23 protein-coding genes are annotated in these 22,459 nt (G+C 59.2%); 21 read left to right on the top strand and 2 right to left on the bottom strand.

Features of this window, described 5'->3' with window-relative positions:
* Positions 1–437: 437 nt before the first annotated feature.
* Together AC4FIA_RS08930 and AC4FIA_RS08925 are read right to left on the bottom strand one after the other, a co-directional pair.
* Positions 438–926 (bottom strand): NUDIX domain-containing protein, encoded by a 489-nt coding sequence (locus tag AC4FIA_RS08930; protein WP_287476294.1) that lies wholly within the window; start codon positions 924–926, stop codon positions 438–440.
* The gene (locus AC4FIA_RS08925) at positions 923–2,881 is read right to left on the bottom strand and encodes a polysaccharide biosynthesis protein (RefSeq protein WP_490365548.1); all 1,959 of its coding nucleotides are present in this window, start codon (positions 2,879–2,881) and stop codon (positions 923–925) included. Before AC4FIA_RS08925 ends, AC4FIA_RS08930 begins: the two co-directional genes overlap by 4 nt.
* A gap of 329 nt (positions 2,882–3,210) precedes the next feature.
* Here AC4FIA_RS08925 and AC4FIA_RS08920 point away from each other — a divergent pair, with 329 nt between their 5' ends.
* From AC4FIA_RS08920 to wecB, 21 genes are all read left to right on the top strand, one after another.
* Positions 3,211–3,429: a transposase gene (locus tag AC4FIA_RS08920; RefSeq protein WP_490365547.1), complete on the top strand. Its 219-nt coding sequence runs from the start codon at positions 3,211–3,213 to the stop codon at positions 3,427–3,429.
* A 178-nt stretch (positions 3,430–3,607) separates the two neighbouring features.
* Positions 3,608–3,778: an IS3 family transposase gene (locus tag AC4FIA_RS08915; RefSeq protein WP_490365546.1), complete on the top strand. Its 171-nt coding sequence runs from the start codon at positions 3,608–3,610 to the stop codon at positions 3,776–3,778.
* Positions 3,779–3,863: 85 nt separating this feature from the next.
* A complete protein-coding gene (locus AC4FIA_RS08910) occupies positions 3,864–4,832 on the top strand; it encodes a recombinase family protein (protein WP_490365545.1) in 969 nt (322 codons plus the stop codon).
* Between the two features lie 71 nt (positions 4,833–4,903).
* Entirely contained in the window at positions 4,904–5,362 is a 459-nt protein-coding gene (locus AC4FIA_RS08905; protein ID WP_490365544.1) for a ParB/RepB/Spo0J family partition protein, read from the top strand.
* 86 nt (positions 5,363–5,448) lie between these two features.
* Positions 5,449–5,784: a hypothetical protein gene (locus AC4FIA_RS08900; protein WP_490365543.1), complete on the top strand. Its 336-nt coding sequence runs from the start codon at positions 5,449–5,451 to the stop codon at positions 5,782–5,784.
* A 19-nt stretch (positions 5,785–5,803) separates the two neighbouring features.
* The gene (locus tag AC4FIA_RS08895; RefSeq protein ID WP_490365542.1) at positions 5,804–6,904 is read left to right on the top strand and encodes a plasmid partitioning protein RepB C-terminal domain-containing protein; all 1,101 of its coding nucleotides are present in this window, start codon (positions 5,804–5,806) and stop codon (positions 6,902–6,904) included.
* A 450-nt stretch (positions 6,905–7,354) separates the two neighbouring features.
* Positions 7,355–7,717 carry a MarR family EPS-associated transcriptional regulator gene (locus AC4FIA_RS08890; RefSeq protein WP_490365541.1) on the top strand — a complete coding sequence of 121 codons (363 nt, stop codon included), beginning with the start codon at positions 7,355–7,357 and terminating at the stop codon, positions 7,715–7,717.
* 77 nt (positions 7,718–7,794) lie between these two features.
* Positions 7,795–8,703 (top strand): aldo/keto reductase, encoded by a 909-nt coding sequence (locus AC4FIA_RS08885; protein ID WP_490365540.1) that lies wholly within the window; start codon positions 7,795–7,797, stop codon positions 8,701–8,703.
* Positions 8,700–9,596, top strand: coding sequence for a Gfo/Idh/MocA family oxidoreductase (locus AC4FIA_RS08880; RefSeq protein ID WP_490365539.1), 897 nt, complete (start codon positions 8,700–8,702; stop codon positions 9,594–9,596). Before AC4FIA_RS08885 ends, AC4FIA_RS08880 begins: the two co-directional genes overlap by 4 nt.
* Positions 9,593–10,351 carry an SDR family NAD(P)-dependent oxidoreductase gene (locus AC4FIA_RS08875; RefSeq protein ID WP_490365538.1) on the top strand — a complete coding sequence of 253 codons (759 nt, stop codon included), beginning with the start codon at positions 9,593–9,595 and terminating at the stop codon, positions 10,349–10,351. Before AC4FIA_RS08880 ends, AC4FIA_RS08875 begins: the two co-directional genes overlap by 4 nt.
* Positions 10,348–11,058: an acylneuraminate cytidylyltransferase family protein gene (locus AC4FIA_RS08870; protein WP_490365537.1), complete on the top strand. Its 711-nt coding sequence runs from the start codon at positions 10,348–10,350 to the stop codon at positions 11,056–11,058. The genes AC4FIA_RS08875 and AC4FIA_RS08870 overlap by 4 nt, the downstream gene beginning before the upstream one ends.
* Positions 11,059–11,060: 2 nt before the next feature.
* Positions 11,061–12,152 (top strand): UDP-2,4-diacetamido-2,4,6-trideoxy-beta-L-altropyranose hydrolase, encoded by a 1,092-nt coding sequence (gene pseG / locus AC4FIA_RS08865; RefSeq protein ID WP_490365536.1) that lies wholly within the window; start codon positions 11,061–11,063, stop codon positions 12,150–12,152.
* Entirely contained in the window at positions 12,143–12,799 is a 657-nt protein-coding gene (locus tag AC4FIA_RS08860; protein WP_490365535.1) for a formyltransferase family protein, read from the top strand. Before pseG ends, AC4FIA_RS08860 begins: the two co-directional genes overlap by 10 nt.
* Positions 12,800–12,875: 76 nt before the next feature.
* Positions 12,876–13,934 (top strand): pseudaminic acid synthase, encoded by a 1,059-nt coding sequence (gene pseI, locus AC4FIA_RS08855; RefSeq protein ID WP_490365534.1) that lies wholly within the window; start codon positions 12,876–12,878, stop codon positions 13,932–13,934.
* A 37-nt stretch (positions 13,935–13,971) separates the two neighbouring features.
* Complete coding sequence (locus tag AC4FIA_RS08850) at positions 13,972–15,207, top strand: polysaccharide biosynthesis protein (protein WP_490365533.1); 1,236 nt, start codon at positions 13,972–13,974, stop codon at positions 15,205–15,207.
* Positions 15,197–16,684 carry a capsular polysaccharide export protein, LipB/KpsS family gene (locus AC4FIA_RS08845; RefSeq protein ID WP_490365532.1) on the top strand — a complete coding sequence of 496 codons (1,488 nt, stop codon included), beginning with the start codon at positions 15,197–15,199 and terminating at the stop codon, positions 16,682–16,684. Before AC4FIA_RS08850 ends, AC4FIA_RS08845 begins: the two co-directional genes overlap by 11 nt.
* Positions 16,681–17,853, top strand: coding sequence for a UDP-4-amino-4,6-dideoxy-N-acetyl-beta-L-altrosamine transaminase (pseC, locus tag AC4FIA_RS08840; protein ID WP_490365531.1), 1,173 nt, complete (start codon positions 16,681–16,683; stop codon positions 17,851–17,853). The genes AC4FIA_RS08845 and pseC overlap by 4 nt, the downstream gene beginning before the upstream one ends.
* 11 nt (positions 17,854–17,864) lie before the next feature.
* The gene (locus AC4FIA_RS08835; RefSeq protein ID WP_490365530.1) at positions 17,865–18,863 is read left to right on the top strand and encodes a polysaccharide biosynthesis protein; all 999 of its coding nucleotides are present in this window, start codon (positions 17,865–17,867) and stop codon (positions 18,861–18,863) included.
* Positions 18,864–18,866: 3 nt separating this feature from the next.
* Entirely contained in the window at positions 18,867–19,988 is a 1,122-nt protein-coding gene (locus tag AC4FIA_RS08830; protein WP_490365529.1) for a polysaccharide biosynthesis C-terminal domain-containing protein, read from the top strand.
* Complete coding sequence (locus AC4FIA_RS08825; RefSeq protein ID WP_490365528.1) at positions 19,988–21,241, top strand: hypothetical protein; 1,254 nt, start codon at positions 19,988–19,990, stop codon at positions 21,239–21,241. The genes AC4FIA_RS08830 and AC4FIA_RS08825 overlap by 1 nt, the downstream gene beginning before the upstream one ends.
* Before the next feature lie 60 nt (positions 21,242–21,301).
* A complete protein-coding gene (gene wecB / locus AC4FIA_RS08820) occupies positions 21,302–22,456 on the top strand; it encodes a non-hydrolyzing UDP-N-acetylglucosamine 2-epimerase (protein WP_490365527.1) in 1,155 nt (384 codons plus the stop codon).
* The last annotated feature ends 3 nt before the right edge of the window (positions 22,457–22,459 follow it).

Raw genomic sequence — 22,459 nt, 5'->3', positions numbered from 1 at the left:
CGAACGTTCACAACGAACATTTGAACGAAATAACAGAACTTTAGACGACGGACCCAATCTGCGAAGTGCTTCACCAGCACCAAAATCGTTTAAGGCCACGAGACGTGGTAAAACGACACAGGAGTTTTCACCAGCAAAGCAAAATGATCAGATTAAGGTGAACTCGATAAGAACCGAGGAAATCATCGCCCTTGATTACGCCAAGGTCGCGTGACAATCTCCTACCCCCTACTAAAAGACTAATATTATCAAAAGAATATTCAACCCCCTTCGCAAGATAATTAATTTTCTATCTAAAGATGAAAATATAGAGCCTACATGCCAAATACGCGACGATACACTTCGGCGGTGAAAACATATGGAAAGCCTGTAGCCCGCCAAACTATAAATCAAATCAAAACTTCTGGGATTGACTGTTTCCAATTAGGAAACAAATTTCACCAATTTCTGGCAGGCATTATGCCTTCACTGATTTCTCGCAATCTAGCGATTGTGCCGCGATCCGTGTCGTCAGGCAGATCATCAATGCTAAAAAATCCGACTTCGGAAATCTCTAAACTACTAGGTTTCTTCGTAGGCTCCCCCTCGACCGAGCAAACATATACGATCACATGATCTCGCTGACTGGTACTATCGTTGTGGTAAATGCCATGTAAGCTTGGCCGCCCCAATAGTCTAAGACCAGTCTCTTGAAGCAGTTCATTGTACAGCGCTGTTTCAGATGCCTGGCCTTTCTCAACACCTCCCCCGGGCAAGTGCCAGCCTGCTGTATAGGTATGACGCACGAGTAAGAACCTACCATCCGTTGACCGCACAATCGCTCTGACTCCGATTGTCAGACCACGCGTCAAGAAAAAGTATGAATGTAAAATACGGCGAACAAAACGGTTAAGTAAGCCACTGTCTCTCTCTGTTCCAGCAATCATGCGCAAGCGCTCTCTTCACCGGAAGACTCTCGCTGGCCTAGGATTTTTGTTTTTTCACCCCAGTAGCCAACCGTTGCTTCAACGGGCGTATACGCCAAGGGAAGTTCGTGCAGGATGTTCAGGATTTCCTGCAGATCAACGTTTTCACATGCCTTGTCGAGCCGATCCAGCAAGGGCATGAGCTCTTCTTTCGATAGAAAGACCTCCGATGCGGTCATAATCCTAGGGTGTTGCGTGGGCTTCGGATCGTCTCCGATAAGAAGTTCTTCGTAAAGCTTTTCGCCTTTTCTCAAGCCTGTCACGCAAACTGGGATATCGCCTTTTTCAGGAAATACGTCTTCCGGCTGTTCAATAAGGTAAGGTGTCAGGCCATGCAGCTTAATCATCCCCATTGCTACGTCGAGGATCTTCACCGGCTCGCCCATATCTAGAACAAATACATCCCCACCCTGCCCCATAGCACCAGCTTGGATCACCAACTGTGAGGCCTCTGGAATTGTCATGAAATACCGGGTGATATCCTTGTGGGTCACAGTAACCGGACCGCCACTTTCAATCTGCTCACGGAACCGGGGGATCACTGATCCAGACGACCCCAAAACGTTCCCAAATCGCACCATTGAAATCACGGTCGAGGAAGGCTCAAGTGAGTGCGCCTGACAAATCAACTCAGCCAATCTCTTCGATGCACCCATCACATTGGTCGGGCGCACGGCTTTATCCGTGGAGATCATGATGAGCTTTTCGACACCCAGCTTTTTCGCCGATTTGACCACTGTAAGCGTGCCAAAAACATTGTTTCGAATGCCCTCAACGACGTTGTCCTCAATCAAGGGAACATGTTTGTAGGCGGCAGCATGATAGATCGTATTAACACCAAAGGCCGAGATCGCATCTTCGAGGCGGCGACTGCTCAGTATCGTTCCCAAAATAGGATATACCCGCGTCGAAACCTGTAGATAGTCAGCCATAGCCAACAACTCCGCTTCAATCGAATAAAGCGCGAACTCAGAGGCCTCGAAGAGAACGAGTGCAGTTGGTTTTTGACTAAGAATTTGCCGACAAAGTTCACTCCCGATCGACCCACCAGCGCCCGTCACCAAAACGACCCGTCCAGTGATGTTTTCACCAAGTAGTTCAGGAACAGGCGGGACAGGATCACGACCAAGAAGATCTTCAGGCGACACAGATCTCAGTTCCGAAAGCTTGGCCTTCCCCGTTATAATCTCTGATAATGCTGGGATAGTTTTGATTTCGACTTGCAAGTTTTCGAGTGATGCAACGATTTCACGACGACGGGAGCGTTCCAGCGTGGGAATAGCCAGAAGTACAATTTGCGCTCGCATCGCTGTAACAAGACGCGGGATTTGCGACGGTGGATAAACCTTTAGGCCCCCGACACCCAAGTGCTGAAGATTAGGATCATCATCCACCAAAGCGACCGGTGCATAGTCCCGCCCATGAAACAAGGTATTCACAAGCTGCAATCCAGCCTCTCCAGCCCCATAAATAATGACAGGTCGCCGGTTCGTTTGGCTAGGCGTTCGAAACAGAGTTCGCGCAAGGAAACGGAGCCCGCCAACAGACAAAAACACGAAAATCGCGAAGATAAACGGAACCGACCGCGGGATCCCAGCGCCGACCAGCAATCCAGCAAGATACAAAGCAAGCGCGGCGACCACAGCTCCCTTACCCACAGCAAGCAAAATCTTACCGGTAATGAAACGCACCATGGCGCGATAAAGGCCCAAAACAGCAAAAGCACTAACCGCAGCTATAACAGCTATGACTAGTGCTCGCCAAACCCCAACGGTAGAAAAAAAACTTGTATTCTCAACACGAAAAACCATCGCAGCAACGAACGAAATCACCACCAGCAATCCATCCACAAAGACTTGCAGGGCAATTTTTTCTCGGCGACTTAATCCAGCGAGACGTTTAGTGTAGATAGGCATAGTAGGCATTCCTGAACGCAGACTATTACAAAATGTCTCGCTAACACAGCCTGAAAGGCACTACAATTTCGGAAAACAAAACGAACTACAATTCGTCATTTAGTCTTAAAAAATTGCTAACTTATTTCCGCCTGTCAATTTCTAAAATCAAGCCTTGTTATAAATACCGAAAGCAAGCTTTCCTCATGTGCCACATTTAATTTTTGACCTTCAAAGCCGGAGACATGAAGCTTGCGGTGAAACGCATGGGATAGCGCCCCTGAAAGTGGCCCACCAACCGGGATAGTTTTCGGTAATTTGGATTATCAGCGATGGCTGGGAAACGAGAGATGCCTGAAGTGATCGTATCGGAGCTTCGGCGAGTTGATGTTTTGCAGGGTCAAGCAATGAAGGTTAGGGATGCCGTGCGCCAGATCGGGATGACGCAGCAGACGTTCTATACGTGGCGCAAGCTCTATCGCGGGATGCGAAACTCTCAGCTTGCACGCCCGAAAGAGCTTGAGAAAAAGCTCAGCGATTGCGGTGAACTGTGTCCGAGTTTACCCTAGACAAAACGCGGCAGCAAAGGGAAATCTCCGCGTCATCGGAAATGCATCGACCATTGCTGGCAGGAGCTGGGCATATCAGAGCGTCGCTCCTACAGCATATTTAGGCAGCATCGATCGACGCAAAGCAAAGTGCCGCAAAGCCGGACCGATAAAGAGCGGCTGACCGACGACATCATCTATGTTGGCTGACCAACACTGGCGCTATGGCTACCGCGTGGTTACGGGCCTGCAGAACAACGCAGGCTTTCATGTGAACCATAAGCTGATCGAACGCATCTTGCGGTGTGACGGGCCACGGGCTCGTCTCAGGCCAGAGCAGCCTGATCGAGCTGGGCTTCCGCCAAGGTAGCGCGGCTGGGTTAGGACTGCACCGGGTACTTGTGAACTAGCGCGGCGAGATCGCGGGCGCTCTGAAGCGCGGCGAAGACAAGTCGTTGCAGACCGACCGCGTGATCCTGTTGCCCGGCCCAGACGAGGAAGCGGCCTGGGTCAACAAGAAGTATCGCTGGCTGATCGCGGAGGACCTGCCCTTCCGGGAGATCGCCGACCGCCTGAACGAGGAAGGCGTGACCACTGATCGGGACCTTCCGTGGAATTCCGGCACAGTGCGGACGGTTCTGACCAACGAGAAATACATCGGCAACAACGTCTACAACCGCTCCTCCTTCAAGCTGAAGAAGCTGCATGTGGAAAATCCACCGGACATGTGGGTGCGCAAGGAAGGCGCTTTTGAGGGGATTGTTCCACTCGAGTTCTTCCTGACCGCGCAGGAGGTCATCACGGCGCGGTCAGCACGGCTTTCAGACGAAGAGCTGCTGGATCACCTGAAACGGCTCTACGCGGACGCCGGCCAGCTTTCTGGGGTGCTGATCGACCAGACGCCAGACATGCCTTCGTCATCGGCGTATCGAAACCGGTTCGGCTCGCTGGCGCTGGCCTACGAGATGATCGGCTATCGCTCGGACCGGGATCAGGAGCGCATTGCATTGAACAAGCGCCTGCGTGGGATGCACCCAGAAATCATAGCGCGCACTGAGGCTGCAATCGCAGAGGTGGGTGGCACGGTGGCGCGCGATCCCAAGACCGACCTGCTGACCATCAACGATGAAATGGTCGTCAGCCTGGTCCTGGCGCGATGCCAGCCGCAGGGCGACGGACGGCTGCGCTGGCGCACCCGGTTTGATCCGATGCGCTACCAGGCCGACGTCACACTGGCCGTACGGCTCGACCCCGACAACCGCGACGAGCTCGATTACTACCTGCTGCCTTGGCTGGATCTGCCCCGGCAGGAAATCCGCCTGTGCAACCGCACCAGCATCGCTTTCGAGGCCTTCCGCTTCGAGGACCTCAGCTTTTTCTACGGCATGGCAGAGCGGGTCGGTATTCGCCCGAAATGGGGGTGAGTCGCAGGGATGATGCAAATCAATGAGAGCACAAAACATGAACAACCATGCCAGAAGAGGAAGCCACACCCATGATGACTGACACCCCCGAGAGCGTCACGCTTGTCCCCATCGACCGGATCGAGGTCCTGAACTCGCGGGACCGCAACATGAAGGTCTTTGAGGAAATCGTTGAGAACATCCGCTCCATCGGCCTGAAAAAGCCGATCACCGTAACCGAGCGCGAGGGCGCCGATGGGGCGCCCGCCTATTTGCTGGTCTGCGGCGAAGGCCGATTGAATGCCTTCCGCCTACTTGGCGAAAGCCACATCCCCGCGCTGGTGGTCAACGTGACCGATGAAGACGCCTTCATTATGTCGCTGGCCGAAAACATCGCCCGGCGGGGTCACCGCCCGCTAGAGATCCTGGCCGACATCGAGCTTTTGCTAGCGCGGGATTACACCATCGACGACATCATCACGCGCACGGGGCTTTCCGAAAAATACGTAAGCGACATCGTCTTCCTACTGGAAAAGGGAGAGGAGCCCTGATCGAGGCGGTCCAGAACGGGACCGTCCCACTGACCACTGCCCTCGAAATCGCCCGCGCCAAGCACGACGATGAAAACCTCGGCGACATGCTGGAAGAAGCCTACAAGACCGGCCAGCTTAAAGGGCACCAGATCACGGATGCCAAGCGGCTGATCGAAATGCGCCGCGAAAAGGGCCCCAAAACCGGAGGCGATCGACCCAAGCTGCCGAACTCAGCGCATTCGCTGGTGAAGACCTACCAGCGCGAGGTCGCCCGCCAGCATAAGCTGATGCTGAAGGCCGATCATGCGCACCAGCAGCTGCTTTTGGTGGTTCAGGGGCTGAAGCGGCTCTTTGCCGATGAGAACTTCGTGACGCTCTTGCGTGCCGAAGGCCTCGACAGCCTGCCAAAATACCTCGCCGACCGCATTGAAACCGCCTGACCCTCGAAAGGATGAACCCATGAATGACCTCAGTACTGTGAAGCCGATCTACCCCGGAGCATTTCCCCAGCACGACACCGACGAAAATGACGCGCCCTATCCCAAGGCGCCGTTGAACCTGACCCTCGGCTTTGACCTTGAGACCTTCCAGATCCCGCTCGAAGAGCTGATGCCCTCGAAAAAGGTTCCGGACGGCGTGATGACAACGCGCAAGTTCAAGCAGATCGTGTCCTCAATCCGGGAGATCGGGTTGATCGAGCCGCTCTCGGTGATCAAGCCGGACCCGGATGCGGCGGGGTTTCTGCTGCTGGATGGCAATCTGCGAGTTCTGGCACTGAAGGAGCTGGGCCAAGACACGGCGCCCTGCCTGATCGCCAAAGATTTTGAGACCTACACCTACAATCACCGGATTAACCGACTCTCGACGGTGCAGGAGCATTACATGCTGCGCCGCGCTATAGACAAAGGCGTCAGCAAGGAGCGGCTCGCGCGCGCTTTCAACGTGAACCTCTCGACCATCAACAGTCGGATCAACCTGCTGCACGGGATCTGCCCCAAGGCGGTGGAACTGCTACAGGACCACCAGTTCACGCCGGATGTGACCCGGCATCTGCGCAAGATGAAGGCCGCGCGGCAGGTCGAGGCAGTTGAACTGATGATTGCAGCAAAAACGATCACAGCGGCGCATGCCGGCGCCCTCCTGAAGGCCACGCCGCCTGAACAGCGCACCGATTACAAGCCGCCGCAGCCGGAACAGCCGAAAGGCGATCCGCTGGAACAGATCGTCAAGCTTGAGCGCGAGATGAGCCAGGTGCAGGAAAAATACAAGCATGCCGAGGAAAACTACGGGTCCGAGCTGCTGAACCTGGTCGTCGCCAAGGGCTATCTGAAAAAGCTGATGGAAAATGAGGCCGTCCGGTCATACGTGGTGCGACACGCGCCCGAGTTCCTTGAGCAGTTTGAATTGGTGTTGAACACCGTCAGCATGGAAGAAGCGGTGGAACAGGCCGAGCGGGAGGATGGGCCGAGCGCCGCCGAAGCGACAGCACACAACCAACAGGCGAAAGACGACAATGATTACGGTAAGTCCGACCCCAGAATGGATGGCCAACTCGGGTGATGGGCTCGGCCCGGGGTCTGATTGCAGGCCATCTGCGAAATTGACTTGTTTTGAGCTATGTGCAACCGCGCCGCATGAGACAACCGCCGCGCCCCACTTGGCGTCCAGGAACAGGAGCCGCGATGAACCAGGCTTGTGCTGACGAAATCGTTCAGTTATGAGCTTGTCACATATCCGGGCTATCTGTTGGTGGCGCTGTTGAAGGTCCGCCGATTTCCTCAGAGTGATTAAGGTCCATTTCTGGTTGGGCCTGCACCTGCGGGCTGATGAACACTTGATCTTCCGAAGTGACGAAAACCTCTGAAATTCTGAATTCCTCCTTGTTTGCGGGCGCAGCATTTGATACCGTTCAGGAATGAGCGATGTGGAACCTATTCTCATCATTTCCTTTGCATCCAACAAGGCGCCCTGCGGGCAGTCCTTGTGCGGTAGCCTGAGAAAATCCCAAAAATGACCAGCAAGCGCACCAAGCTGCAGGAAGACACGCATTTTCGCGTGCTTCGCCTCCTGCAAGAGAACCCTGAAATGTCACAGCGTGAACTAGCCGAGGCAGTCGGCGTGAGTGTCGGCGGAATCCACTACGTGCTGAACGCCCTTATCGACAAAGGTCTAGTGAAGCTGGGGAATTTCACCGCTGCTGAAGACAAACGCCGATATGCGTATGTTTTGACGCCGAAAGGCATCGCGCGGAAGGCAGCGCTGACGCGGGCGTTTCTGGTCAGGAAAATGGAAGAGTATAGGGCCTTGAAACGGGAAATAGACCAATTGGTTGACGAAATCGAAGACAACACGCCGATTTCTGCAATTGAGTGACGCTTTCGCACCCTTGTCGCCGTATCGCAATAGCAAATCCGCGCTCATCAACCCGCCCGAGAGACAGGGGAAGCGCCGTGGTTGAGAATCGTCCTGTCCCACGGTCGAACGACACGATTGTGCTCGGGACCGTGCAATTCGGTTTGCCCTATGGCATCGCCAATCGCCAGGGCAAACCCGACATCGGCCGCGTGCGCGAGATCCTCGACCTTGCCTACCACCTCGGCATCCGGGTGCTCGATACCGCCGCCGCCTATGGCGACAGCGAGGCGGTGCTCGGATCCTGCGGCATGGATCGCTGGTCGGTCATCACCAAGGTGCCCTCCCTCAAAGACATCGACGATCCCGATATCGGAGACGTCGTCCACGACGCGGTATTGCAGTCGCTGGACCGGCTCGGGGCGGATAGCCTGCACGCGGTTCTGGCACATGACCGCCGCGATGCGGCTGGAGACCGCGGCCGCCGTCTGCGCGATGCGCTCGCTCCGTTGGTTGCCTCGGGGCATATCGGCAGGCTCGGGGTGTCCGTCTATGGGCCTGACGACATTGAGGGGATCGCCGCCGGCAATGCACAGATCGTCCAGGCGCCGCTGAACGTCCTCGACCAACATTTCATAACCTCCGGTGCAGCCGCCCGCCTGATCGCAGCCGGCGGGGAGCTTCATGTGCGCTCGGTGTTTCTTCAGGGCCTTCTATTGATGCCGGCCAAGGACAGGCCGGCAAGGTTCGCCCCCTGGGCAGAAGAACTGGCGCGCTTCGACGGCGAGGTCGAGGCCAGCGGCCTCGATCCGGCAGCCTATTGCCTGGGCTTCGCGGCCGGCCAGGCGGCCGTCAGCCGTTGCGTCCTTGGCGTGGAAACGGCACAGCAGCTCTCGCAGCTCGTTGCCGCATTCGAAGCCGGTCAACAGGCGGGCCATGACGTCCACAACCTCGGATCGGATGATCCCGGGCTTATCGACCCGCGCCAGTGGGAAACCGCGTCATGACTCTGCGGATGGGCATTATCGGCTTGTCGCCCGGCAACGGACATCCCTACTCCTGGGCGGCAATCTGCAACGGCTACGACCCCGAGGCGATGGCGGACTGCGGATTTCCGGCGATCCCGGACTATCTGGCGCGGCGGTCCTGGCCCGAAGATCGGCTGGCCGGGGCCCGGGTGACCCATGTCTGGACACAGGATGAGTCCGAATCCCACAAGATCGCGCGGGCGTCTCACATCGACAACGTATCGCGCAAGCCTGAAGACATGATTGGCGAGATCGACGCGCTCTTGCTGGCGCGCGACGATGCACAGAACCACCTGCGTTTCGCCGACCCTTTTTTGCGCGCGGGCCTACCCGTCTATATCGACAAACCCGTCGCCTTGTCCGAGGCCGGATTCGACGCCCTCAACGCCCTGCAACGCTATCCCGGTCAGATCTTCTCCTGCTCGGCGCTGCGGTTTGCGCCCGAGTTGCAGCTAGATGCCGACGCCGCGGCCCGGATCGGACCGATCCGGCTGATACAGGGCGCAACGCCGAAATACTGGGAGACCTATGCCATCCACCTGATCGACCCGCTGTTGACGATCTTGGGCCAAGCGGCACAGCCCGAACGCCTGTTTGGCGGACCGGTCGGCGCGAATGGCCGGCTCCTTGCCCTGCGCTGGCCCGACTCCGGGCCCGACGTGCACCTGATGGCCACCGGCAGCCTGCCCTCGCCGCTGCAGCTGCGCATCATCGGCGAAACGGGCGAGACCGTTCTGGCCTTCCACGACAGCTTCACGGCGTTCAAAACCGCCCTGGCCGAGTTCGTCGCCAGCGTGAACGAGGGGCGCTCACGGCTGCCGGAAGACTTCAACCGCCGCGCGGTGCAGATCATCGAGATGGGATTGCAATGACAAAAACGGTCGTGATCACCGGGGCGACAGGCAAGCTGGGCGCCGCCATCGCACGCCATCTCGCACCGCTGGGCTGGCAGCTGGTGTTGACGTCGCGAGAGGCCGCGCGGTGCGAACCGCTGGCGCAGGAGCTGCGCGCGGCGGGTGCGACGGTGCATACCGTGGCGCTCGATCTCCTCGACGAGGACAGCACGGAGACCCTGGCGGCACGGGTCACAGACGCGGGCGCCTCGGTGACGCATTTGGTGAGCAATGCACGCTCGCTCGACACGCTCAAGATCGACGAGGCCGGCTTGGCGCCGGCGCGGGAATTCCTCGACGAATTCGCCATCGATGTCGTTGCACCTTATCGCATGCTGATGGCCTTCGTCCGCGATCCGCGCCACGAGCTGCGCGGCGTGGTGACCGTGGGGTCGCAATACGGGGAAGTGGCGCCGAACCCGGCGCTCTATGACGGCGATCTGAGCCGCTCGCCGGTGCAATACGGTGTCGCCAAGGCGGCGTTGCATCACCTGACGCGCGAGCTTTCCGTCAGGCTGGCCCCGGACGTTCGTGTGAACTGCGTCGCCTATGGCGGCTTTGTCGGGCGCACCGACGCCGCGTTTCAGGACCGCTACGCCCGGCTTGCACCGCTCGGCCGGATGCTGACCGAGGCCGACGCCGGCGGGCCGGTGGCCTTTCTTCTCGACGACGCGGCGGCTGCGGCGGTGACCGGCCATGTGCTGGTGGCCGATGGCGGATGGAGCGTCTGGTGAGCCATATCGCGATCATCCCCGCGCGCGGCGGCTCGAAACGCATCCCGCGCAAGAATGTCACGCCGTTCCGCGGCCGGCCGATGATCGGTTGGACGATCGACGCCGCGCTCGAAAGCGGAGTGTTCGATACCGTGCTGGTCTCGACCGACGACGACGATATCGCCGAGACCGCGCGCGCCGAGGGCGCCGAGGTTCCCTTCCTGCGCGATGCCCATGCCGACGATCAAAGCACGGTCAGCGAGGCGATCATCACCGCGCTGTGCCAGGCCGAGCGCCACTATGGCACGTCCTTTTCGTCTGTTGCGCAGTTGATGCCCAACTGCCCCCTGCGTGGTGCCGACGAGATCCGCGCGGCCTGGGCGCAGTTCGAAAGCGGCGCGCACCGCTTCCAGATCAGTGCCTTCGAGTTCGGCTGGATGAACCCCTGGTGGGCCGCGCGGATGGGGGCCGACGGCCAGCCCGACTGGCTGTTCCCCGAAGCCCGGGTGTCGCGCTCGCAGGATCTCGACCGGCTCTATTGCCCGACGGGCGCGATCTGGATCGCCGAGGCCCCGGCGCTGCTCGCGGCGCGTAGCTTCTATGGCCCGGGGCATGTGCTGTGCCCGATGCCCTGGCAAGCGGCCATCGATATCGACGATTGGCGCGATCTGCAAATGGCCGAGGCGCTGGCCGCGATCGCTGCGCGCGGCGGGCCGGAAGGGGCATGACAATGCGGGTGGCGTTCCGGGCCGACGCCTCGGTGACCATCGGAACCGGGCATGTTATGCGATGCCTCACGCTGGCCGACACGCTGCAGGCCCGGGGCGTGGACTGCCGGTTCGTGACCCGCGATCTGCCGGGCCATCTTGGCGCCCTGATCGCGGAGCGTGGCTTCGCCGTATCGCTGCTGGAAGCTTCGACAGGCCCCGCGCCATCGGGTCCACCCGATCATGCGGCCTGGGCCGGGGTCACGTGGCAGCAAGACCTTGCCGACACCCAGGCGGCGATTAACCGGGCAGATTGGCTGATCGTCGACCATTACGCCCTCGACGCGCGCTGGCAAACCGGCCTGGCGGACCGCGTCGGGCGGATCATGGTCATCGACGACCTCGCCGACCGCCCGCATGCCGCGGCCCTGCTGCTCGATCAGAACCTCGGCCGCGCGGCGCAGGACTATGACGGGCTGGTGCCCGATGACTGCCGCATCCTGACCGGACCGCGCTTTGCCCTGTTGCGGCCCGAGTTCGCCATACAACGGGAGGCATCGCTGACCCGGCGCAAAGATGCGGGGCTGGTGAAGCTGCTGATCTCGATGGGGGGCACCGATGCCGCCGACGCCACCTCGATGGTGCTGCGCGCCCTGGCGCGGGCCGATCTGCCCGGCGAGATGCGTATCAGCGTGGTCATGGGCAGCCGCGCGCCGGCGCTGGAGCGCGTGCGCGCCCTCGCCGGCGACATGCCCTGGCCGACCAGTGTGCTGGTCGATGTGCGCGATATGGGCGTGCTGATGACCGAAGCCGACCTGGCCATTGGCGCCGGCGGCAGCACCACTTGGGAGCGCTGTTGCCTCGGCCTGCCCTCAATCATGGTCGAGACCGCCGCCAACCAGGCCGGCGCCGTGGCCGCGATGGAAGACGCCGGCGCAGCCCTGGGCACGGGGCCGCTGGCGGACCCGGTCTTTGGTGAACGGCTGGTTGCCGCGGTCGGGCAATTGATGAACCTGGAGGTGAGCGCCCGCCTGAGCCGAGCGTCGGCAGAGCTTTGCGACGGTCAGGGTGCCGCGCATGTCGCGCAATTCCTGGAGGATCTCGCATGGGCCTGAAAATCGAGATTCTGTGTTCCTCGCCCGATCATCCGGTCATGCCGTGGTTGATCCGCTGGATGGAGAAGCGTTCGAACCGCGATACGATATCGCTGGTTCATTCAAAGAAAGATCTCGGGGCCGGCGACATTCTGTTCCTGATTTCCGTATCAGAGATCATCGGATCAGACATTCGCATGCGGTTCCAGCATACTGCGGTCGTGCACGCGAGCGATCTCCCCGAAGGTCGTGGGTGGAGCCCCCATGTCTGGACCATCCTTAGCGGCGGGGACAACATCGTCGTCTCGGCGCTTGAGGCGGAAGACCGGGTCGACAGTGGAGCCATCTGGGCGAAAACCTGCATTGAAATCCCCAAGACCGCGCTGTGCGACGACATCAACGAGCGGCTTTTCGACGCGACGCTCGAATTGATGAGCAGGGTCTGCGACATGGTAGAAACCGGTGAACGTCCGCAGCCTCAGGACGATCGCGCGCCGAGCTATTGGCCGCGCAGGACACCAAAGGACAGCGAAATCGACCCAAACGAGTCGATTGCCAGTCAGTTTGATGCCATTCGGATCAGCGATCCCGACCGGTATCCTGCGTTCTTTCGGTTGCATGGCGAGGTTTTCGAAATCCGCCTAATTAAACGAAAAGACCCGTCCTGAGGCGCGAGATGTTGCGACTTAATCCAAATTCCGTCGGACCGTGGCGAATGCACGTTGAATTATCGGAGCAGGAACAATGAACCCTAGTATCATGATAGAAAGACGCCAGATCGGGCGCGATCACCCACCCTATGTCATCGCCGAGCTGTCGGCGAACCATAACGGCGACCTCGACCAGGCGCTGAAGATCATCGACGCCGCAGTGGAAGCGGGGGCGGATGCGCTGAAGATCCAGACCTACACGGCCGACACCTTGACCATCGACAGCGATGCACCCGATTTTCAGATCAAGGGCGGGTTGTGGAATGGCCGGACGCTCTACGATCTCTACCAGCAGGCCTACACCCCTTGGGAATGGCACGAGACCCTGTTCGCGCATGCCAAGAAGCGCGGCATCATCATGTTCTCCAGCCCCTTCGACCCGACCGCCGCCGACTTTCTGGACGAGCTCGGCGCGCCGGCGTTCAAGATTGCCTCGTTCGAGGCCATCGACCTGCCGCTGATCCGCTACGTCGCGGGCAAGGGCAAGCCGATGATCATTTCGACCGGCATGGCCAATCTCGACGAGATCGGCGAGGCGGTGCAGGCGGCGCGGGAGGGCGGCTGCGAGGAACTGGTGCTGCTGCATTGCGTCTCTGGCTATCCCGCCCCGGCCGAGGATTACAAACTCGCCACCATCGCCGATATGGAGCGTCGCTTCGGCGTGCCGGTGGGCCTGTCCGACCACACGCTGAACAACGTCAGCGCCATCGCCGCGGTGGCCCTGGGCGCCACGGTGATCGAGAAGCATTTCACGCTCGACCGCAACGGCGGCGGCCCGGATGATAGCTTCTCGCTGGAACCCGCGGATCTGGAGCAGCTCTGCCGCGACGCGCGTATAGCCTGGGAGGCGGTGGGAGCCGTTGACTACGGCCTGAAATCCAGCGAACGCTCCAACACTGTTTTTCGTCGGTCGCTCTATGCCGTGCAGGACATTCCCAAGGGCACCGTGATTACCGCCAATCATGTCCGCTCGATCCGCCCGGGATACGGTCTCGCGCCCAAGCATCTGGATGGCGTGCTGGGGTCGATCGCACGCGAGGACATTCCACGCGCCACGGCGATGCGGTGGGATCTCGTCGAGACGAAGGCCTGACGACGAGGCGATCGAGGTGAACTTGAGCCGGCTCATAATGAGCTACCCCCTGCACCGCGCTGCGGTTGCCGTGATGAGCTTCGGGGCCGCGATCATCGGCGCTCGGGTTTTGCCGACCGAGCAGTTCTCGGCCCTGATGACAGCCGCGTTTCTTGCCAAGTTTATGCAAATCCTCAATCTGGGCGCGACGGCCGGGTATTTCGTCAGCTGCTATTCCGGCGATGGATGGCTGCAAGATGATGCGCCGGGAGCCGAGCGGCATTTCCTGCTCGGGTTTCTGATTCAGATGGCCGGGTTTGGACTGCTGGTTCTGGGCGTCGCGGCGCTCTGGCTGACAGAGTATCGGACCGGCGCGGCGGCGTTTTTGTTGCTTGTGCCGCTGTTTGTGCTTGAGCCGTTGCTGCGCTACCGCAGGAATTTCTCGTTCTCGCTTGCCCCGGAAGCCACGCTGACACTGGCGCTTATCACTGCGATGCTGGCCCATCTGTCCGGGATCACCACGAGCGCACTGGCACAGATCTATCTGTGGGCGGTCGCGCTGTGCGTGCTGATTGCGATCAGCGTGCCGCTATGGCGGCTTGCGGGGATCTGGCGCGCGCGGGCCGGCACGCCCTTTACCACGGGCGATTACGGGCAGGTGCTGTTGTCGGGCGGGCCGGTATATCTCGGCACGGCGCTGTTTCTCGTCGCCTCTTCGATGGACCGCCTTTTGCTGCCGCTTTATGGCACTGACGAGCAGATCTCTGTCTATTTTCTGGCGCAGCAACTCTCGGTCGGCGCGATGATCTTTGTCACCGCGATAAACTTTGTGAACACGGTCAATCTGGGCGAGGCGCGCAAAGAGGCAAAGTCTGTCGACCGCGCGCTGGTCGTCGACAAGCTGCGCCGGGCGGCGTTGGTGGCTGGCGCAAGCTACAGCGCGCTGATGGCAGGCACAGTTCTGCTGGAAACGGCTTTTCTGCCGGAGAGCTTTGACGGTCTGTCTTGGATTGTTCTTTTGCTTGGCGCGGGCATGGCATTCTTTTACACCGCCGGAGCGATCACACCCATTGTGGCGTATTTCCGCCGACAGATTCCACTGACGGTTTCGATGGGTGCCGTGGCGCTGGCCCTTGCCGCGAATAATGCGTGGGTCTACTTGAGCGGTCATGGCGAGGTCTTGCTGGCGGCGGGGACAGCGCTGGCGCTGACGGCCCATGCGACATTTGCGGTTGTTTTCACGTTTTCGGTACTGCGCCGACAGGATCAGGAAGGCATTGGCCATGCAAACTGAAACTCCATCGCAGGTGCCGCGAGCCGACCGGTTCGGACCGCAGACGGCGGATCGGGCATCTCAGGGCGGGAAAACGCAGGCGGGCGGCGTGCTGCTCTATGTGCGGCCTTGGAACACCGCGCAGATGGCGCATCTGGCCCGCGGAGTGTGGGGCGATGCGGTCTCTGTGACCAGCACGAGCGAGCACCGGGCGGTGGATCAGTCGGGCTTAACTGACGCCTTTGACACTGCGTATCGCCAGACATCGCCGGACGCGGTTCCGCGCCATCTGAGCGAGGCGGAGGCGGAGGATATCACCCTGCGCTGCCGGCTGCTTCGAAATGTCGATCCAGGCACGGCACGGCGCCTGCTGGTGGCGATGGAGCACGCGGTGGATCAGGTTCTGACCTGGACTCGGCCCTCGGCGATGCTGTCACTGACTATCGACAGCTATGTGATGGATCTGTTCGCTACCCTCAGCGCCAAACGCGGCATCCGGTTCATCGGGCTGGTGCCCAGCTTTATCAAAGAGCATTTCCGGCTCTCGGCCCGCGGCGAATATGTTGACAGCCGCGATGTGTCGGAGGCCGAGATCGACGCGGCGCTGTCCACGCTTGTCATCAAGGATTACCGTCCGGATTTTTTGGTCCAGTCCGACAGCGCCATGCGCCGGCAGATGTGGCGGCTGTGGAGGCGCAACCTGCCAAAGCCGCTTTGGTTCGCCCTGCGGCGACTGGTTCCCGGAGAGGCACGCAACTACCACTACTGGGCCTCTCAGATCATCTCTTCGCGGTTCTGGTCGCTCTGGCCGCGTCAGCTTCGGGGGATCAGCGGGACGGCGCTGGAGGCGCTCGGCACCGATGGCGGCCCTCCGCTGATCTATCTGCCGCTGCAGATGTCGCCCGAAGCGACGATTGATTACTGGAGTCAGGACACAAGCTGGATCGACTATGAACAGACCATCCTTAATCTGGTGCGCCGCCACCGGGCCGCATGGCGATTTGTGATCAAGGAGCATCCCAACCTACTGGGCTATCGCAGCCGGGGCTTTTACCGGCGGCTCCAGGCAGAGCAAAACTGCGTGATTGCATCCCCGAGCATGCCGTCCAATGATCTTGTCGGGCTGTGCGACGGCGTGTTGGTCTGCACCGGAACCGCCGGTTTCGAAGCGGCGCTGCGCGGCAAGCCTGTGCTGAGCGACAGCGCTCCCTATTACGCGCCGCCCGGCACACTGCTGGCCGTGGCGACGCTGGACGGGGGCAAGCTGCCCGCGACCGATCCGGATCCGGCACGCCAGCGCGCGCTGATTGGCCATGTGCTGCGCGGCACACTGCCCGGTCGCTTTGTCAACGATGGCAGCTGGAGCGCCGACAAGCCCCAGCATGTGGCCTGGAGCGAGACCATGGCGGCGTCGATCCGTGGCTATCTTGCGCGGGCGCAGGTTCTGGAGGCCGACCCAGCCAAGCCCCCCTCACTTCAACAAACGAGTTCACCATGATACCTTACGGTAAGCAGAACATTTCCGACGATGATATCGAAGCGGTGATTGCCGTCCTGAAATCGGATTTCGTCACCCAAGGCCCTGTGCTGCCGCAGTTCGAAAGGGCGGTTGCGGACCATGTGGGCGCGGCGCAATGCGTTGCCGTCAACAGCGCCACCAGCGCGTTACACATCGCCCTTCTTAGTCTTGATGTCGGCCCTGGGGATCTGGTCTGGACCAGTCCGATCACCTTTGTCGCCTCGTCCAACGCAGCGCTCTATTGTGGCGCTGATGTCGATTTCGTAGACATCTGCCCGAACAGTTTCAACATGGACATGGACGTTCTGGCCGACAAGCTGAAACAGGCGGAGACCGACGGCAGGCTGCCAAAGGTAATTGTGCCAGTGCACCTGACCGGGCGTAGCTGCGACATGAAAGCGCTGGATGCGCTGCGCAAAACCTACGGGTTCAAGGTGGTTGAGGATGCGTCCCACGCCATTGGCGCGGATTATCTGGACCACAAGGTCGGCTCCTGCGCCTATAGCGATCTGTGCGTCTTCAGCTTTCACCCGGTAAAGATTATCACCACCGGCGAAGGTGGCGCGGTCACCACCAATGACCGGACGCTGGGCCGAAGACTTGCGGCGCTGCGTAGCCATGGGATCACCCGCGACCCGGACGAGATGGGGCGCAATGACGGCCCATGGTATTATGAGCAACGTAGCTTGGGGTTCAACTACCGGATGACCGATATCCAAGCGGCGCTGGGTCTTTCGCAGATGAGCCGGCTGACTACCTTCGTCACCCGCCGGCGTGAGTTGGCAAAACGCTATGACCGGCTCCTCGCCGACAGCGATTTCGAGCGCCCGTTGCCTGATACGGACGAGATCGGCTCGTCGTGGCATCTTTACGTGATCCGGCTGCCCGAAGGCAGCAGCACCTTGACGCGCCGCCACCTGTTCGAAAAGCTCCGCTCGGACGGAATCGGCGTGAACGTTCATTACATCCCGGTCACACGGCAACCATACTACCGCGAACTGGGGTTCGATCCGGCACAGTTTCCGGTTGCAGAATCCTATTACGAGCGCGCGATAAGCATCCCGCTTTATTACGACATGACAGATAGCCAGCAGGACACGGTGGTCAAAAGCCTTCTCGAGCCAGCCGGTTACCAGACGATTTTCTAAGGAGCCCCCATATGTTCAAAGATAAAACCCTGCTGATCACCGGCGGCACCGGTTCGTTCGGCTCGACTGTGCTTGATCGTTTTGTGGACAGCGAGATCGGCGAAATCCGCATATTCAGCCGCGATGAAAAGAAGCAGGAAGACCTGCGGATCAAGCACGGTTCCCACAAGATCCGCTTCTATATCGGCGATGTCCGCGACATGAGTTCCGTCCGCCCGGCGGTGTCCGGGGTTGATTACATCTTTCACGCAGCTGCGCTGAAACAGGTTCCCTCTTGCGAGTTCTTTCCGATGGAAGCAGTCCGGACCAACGTGATCGGCACCGACAACGTGCTGACCGCAGCTATCGATGCCGGCGTGTCGCGCGTGGTTTGCCTGAGCACGGACAAGGCCGTCTATCCGATCAACGCAATGGGCACCTCGAAGGCAATGATGGAGAAGGTCATCGCTGCCACGGCGCGCAACAGCGGCGACACTCGGATTTCGATCACCCGCTACGGCAACGTGATCGGGTCCAGGGGCTCTGTGATACCGCTGTTTATGCAGCAAATCCGCGATGGAAAACCCATGACCGTTACCAAACCGTCCATGACCCGTTTCATGATGACATTGGAACAATCGGTCGACCTGGTGCTCTACGCGTTCGAACACGGCTCAAAAGGCGACATCTTCGTGCAGAAGGCACCCGCCGCATCGTTGGACGTCCTGACTGAAGCAGTCGGCAAACTGATGCACGCGCCTGAGACTCCAGTCAAAGTCATCGGCAAGCGCCACGGCGAAAAGGACTACGAAGCCCTACTAAGCGTGGAGGAACTCGCGAATGCCGAAGATCTGGGCGAATTCTTCCGTGTGCAGCAGGACGGACGCAACCTGAACTACAACAAGTTCACCGTCGAAGGCGAAGAAGAGCACGATCTGTCGCGCGAGGGCTACCATTCGAGCAACACCCAGCAGCTCGATGTGCAGGGCGTCTGCGATCTCTTGCGCTCCACCTCGGCCTTGGACTTCTGATCCATGGCGCGCGTCGTTGTTACAGGGGCTTCCGGGTTCGTCGGACAAAACCTCGTCCTGGCTTTGCAGGCACGCACCGAGCACGAAGTCATCGCCGTGACTCGCGACACCGCTCTGAAGGAGCTGTGCGACACTCCGGCCGATCACATCATTCATCTCGCGGGCGCCAATCGTCCGCCGACGGAGGCGGGCTTTCAGGCCGACAATGTCGACTACTCCGAGCAAATCCTGTCCTGCTTTCGTCCGGCCTCTCCGGAGGCCAGTTTCCATTATGCATCGACCATCCAAGTGTCCCGGGACGACGCCTATGGGCGATCAAAAAAGGCCGGGGAAGAGCTGGTTGCCAAGCTAGCCCCGCAAGCCGGTTGGTCGCCCGTGATCTGGCGCCTGCCCAACCTGTTCGGCAAATGGTGCCGCCCGCACTACAATTCCTTCGTGGCAACCTTCATGGACCAGGCAGTCCGCCGCGAACCGTTCAGCATCAACGATCCCACATCTCCGGTCGAACTGCTATATATCGACGATCTGGTTGACATGTTCCTCGATGCACTCGCGAGCGCGGCGCCGACGAGGTTGACCTTTGTCGAAAGCTTTCCGACAACCCGGACTACCGTTGGCGAGGTCGCCGCGCTTATCAGCGTGTTCCGCGACGGCCACGACACGACGCATATGCCCTTTGTGGGAGCCTCCCTGAGCAAGCAACTGCACGCCACGTTCCTGAGCTACCTCGATCAGGACGCTCGCATTTTCAACGTCAAGCGTTTCGCCTCCGATTCCGGCAGCTTCTCTGAACTCTACAAGGCCGAGTCTTTCGGGCAGGTGTCTGTTCTCACCATTGAACCAGGCGAAAGCCGGGGCAATCATTATCACCACACCAAGGTCGAAAACTTCCACCTGGCCCTCGGGCGCGTCGACCTGATCGAGAGCGACGCAAGGGGGGGCAGCGAGATGCTTCATACCCTCAGCGCTGGAGACAGCTTCTGGACCCGCCCTGGCTGGGTGCACACCCTGAAGAACAGCGGAGACACGTCGGCGGTTCTGGTCATCTGGGCCAACGAAATCTTTGACCACGACCGGCCGGATACGTTCCGGTCCACAGAATCAGACCCTGCGGAGCCAAATTAATGAGCGATGCCCAGACCCCCTCTCCCTCAGGCATTCGCGCAGTGGGCACCGGCCTTATATTCCGGCGCATGCGTATGATTTTGGCGGTGTGCCTGTTTGAGGTGGTCCCGGCGATCATACTAATCCTATTTTATCTCAATATAAATCTGCTCAACCTGATCAACATCAATCAGATGGTGATGTTCTGCGGCATTGTCGCGTTGACAAGAGGAGTTCCCCGCGAAGCGTTTCCGTTCATTGCCTTTGTCGCCGCCCTGCTGTTCATATCCATTATCAAGAGCTTTGCCCTGACCGGCCTCGGCGACTACAATTATCAGTTCTCTGCAGTGTTTCCTTATTTTCTTTCTCTGGTGATGCCCGCCCTGGTCATAACATCGGTCTTTTCCCAAAAAGACGTGAGCGGCGCCGAGGTGCTCCAGGATTTGAGGTGGTTTTCCAAGTGGTTTCTAGTCATCATTACCCCAATTCTGATCCTCTATGCGATACTTAATATGACTGGCCGCATCGTTTACTTTGGATTCGGTGTGAATTTTCACTATGTGGTTCCGTATTTCCTGACTCGCGGTGCGGTGGTCGCGATGATCGCGACGCTTATCCTGTTAAGCGGGAAACGCGCGGTGCTGATCAATTTCCTGATTCAGCTGTCTTTGTTCCTGTTGGGCAAATTCCGACGCTCGCCTGTTCCGATCATGCTGGTTGTAATGTTTCTCGCCGCCGGTGTTGCGGCTTCGTGGGACTCGCTCCAGTTTTTTCTGCGCCGGTTTACCCTGATGATTGAAGCTCTGGTCAGCTCTGACCTTAGTGGCGGCCTGTTGGGGCTGGCCAATTCCTATGAAGCGTTAGTGCTGTTCGGCGGCCGCCTTGAGGAAGTGGTCGGTATCTTGGAGTATTTTGCACAGCATCCTGGCCAGATCTGGTTTGGTTCACCACCCGGCGCAAATTTTGTCTGGCGCATCGAGATTTCGGATGTCGAAACCGTGAAGTCCTTTGCCCATCTGACATGGTTCGGCTATTTTTTCCGCTTCGGCCTTGTACCTACCGTCATCCTGATCATCTACCTGCTCTACCGGATGGTGGTGGGCTGGAACACCCAAAGCCCGATCTGGCTGGTTTTTATCGGCATTCTGAGTAGCTCAACCTTTGGCGGAAACCTGTTTTATTCGCCCGTAGCCTGGACGATGATCGCGCTGTTTCTGAAGTTTGGGCCAGCCATTGCTCAGGAAATCCGCAGGGAAAACGGCGAAAGAAAATGACCATGCCGATCCGCGCCCGCCACTTTGGGCAGCATTGACGGCACGCAACAAGAGAGCATCATGACACAACTCAAAGTTCACACCATCCTTGGCACACGGCCCGAGATCATCCGGTTGTCGCGCGTGCTGGAGCGGCTCGACGCCTATACCGACCACAAGATCGTGCATACCGGGCAAAACTGGGACCGGGTGCTGAACGATGTGTTTTTTGACGATCTGGGGCTGCGCAAACCGGATCATTTTCTGGGCACGGGGGGCGGCTCTCTGGGGGAGACGCTGGGCAAGATCCTGATCGAGACTGAAAAAGTGATGGTGGCGGACCGGCCCGATGCGGTCCTGATCCTGGGTGACACCAATTCGGCCATCTCAGCGATCATCGCGCGCCGGATGAAAATCCCGGTATATCACATGGAGGCGGGCAACCGCTCGTTTGACCGCAATGTGCCGGAAGAAACGAACCGAAAGCTGGTGGATCACATCGTCGATTTCAATCTTGTGTATACAGAACATGCGCGGCGGCACCTGCTCTCGGAGGGGATCGCCCATCGGCGCATCTATCTGACCGGCTCGCCCATGCGCGAGGTGCTGGACCATTACCGCCCGCAGATCGAGGCCTCGGACGTGGTGTCGCGTCTTGGGCTCGTCCCCAACCGATATTTTATCGTCTCGCTGCACCGTGAGGAAAACGTCGATAACGCTGAAAGGCTCGGTATTTTGGTAGATACGTTGAACGCGCTTGCCGAAAAGCATGACATGCCGATCATCGTCTCGACACACCCGCGCACGCGCAAGCGCCTAGATGCATTCGGGGATCGCGCGTTGGACGCGCGCCTGAAATGGATGACGCCGTTCGGCTTCCACGACTACAACAATTTGCAAATGAACGCGTTTTGTGCTATTTCCGACAGTGGGACAATCGCGGAAGAGGCCTCGATCCTTGGCTTCCCGGCGATCACGCCGCGTGATGCCATTGAACGCCCGGAAGGATTGGATACGGGTTGCATCATCATGACCGGACTGGATCAGGGCACCATCCTTGCCGGGGTCGCCTCGGTGACAAAGGGGTTTGCCCAGCGCGCTGCGGCGGGCCTGCCTCACCCCGTACCGGCCGACTACTGCGTCACCAACACCGCAGAACGGGTGGTCAATCTGATCCTTGGCACCGCCCGACTGTCGAACGCGTGGGACGGGATACGCACTAATGATCTAACCTGACAA

The organism is Thalassococcus sp., from assembly GCF_982780845.1.
The sequence above is the reverse complement of the archived record's forward strand: the minus strand, read 5'-3'. Positions and strand labels throughout refer to the sequence as shown.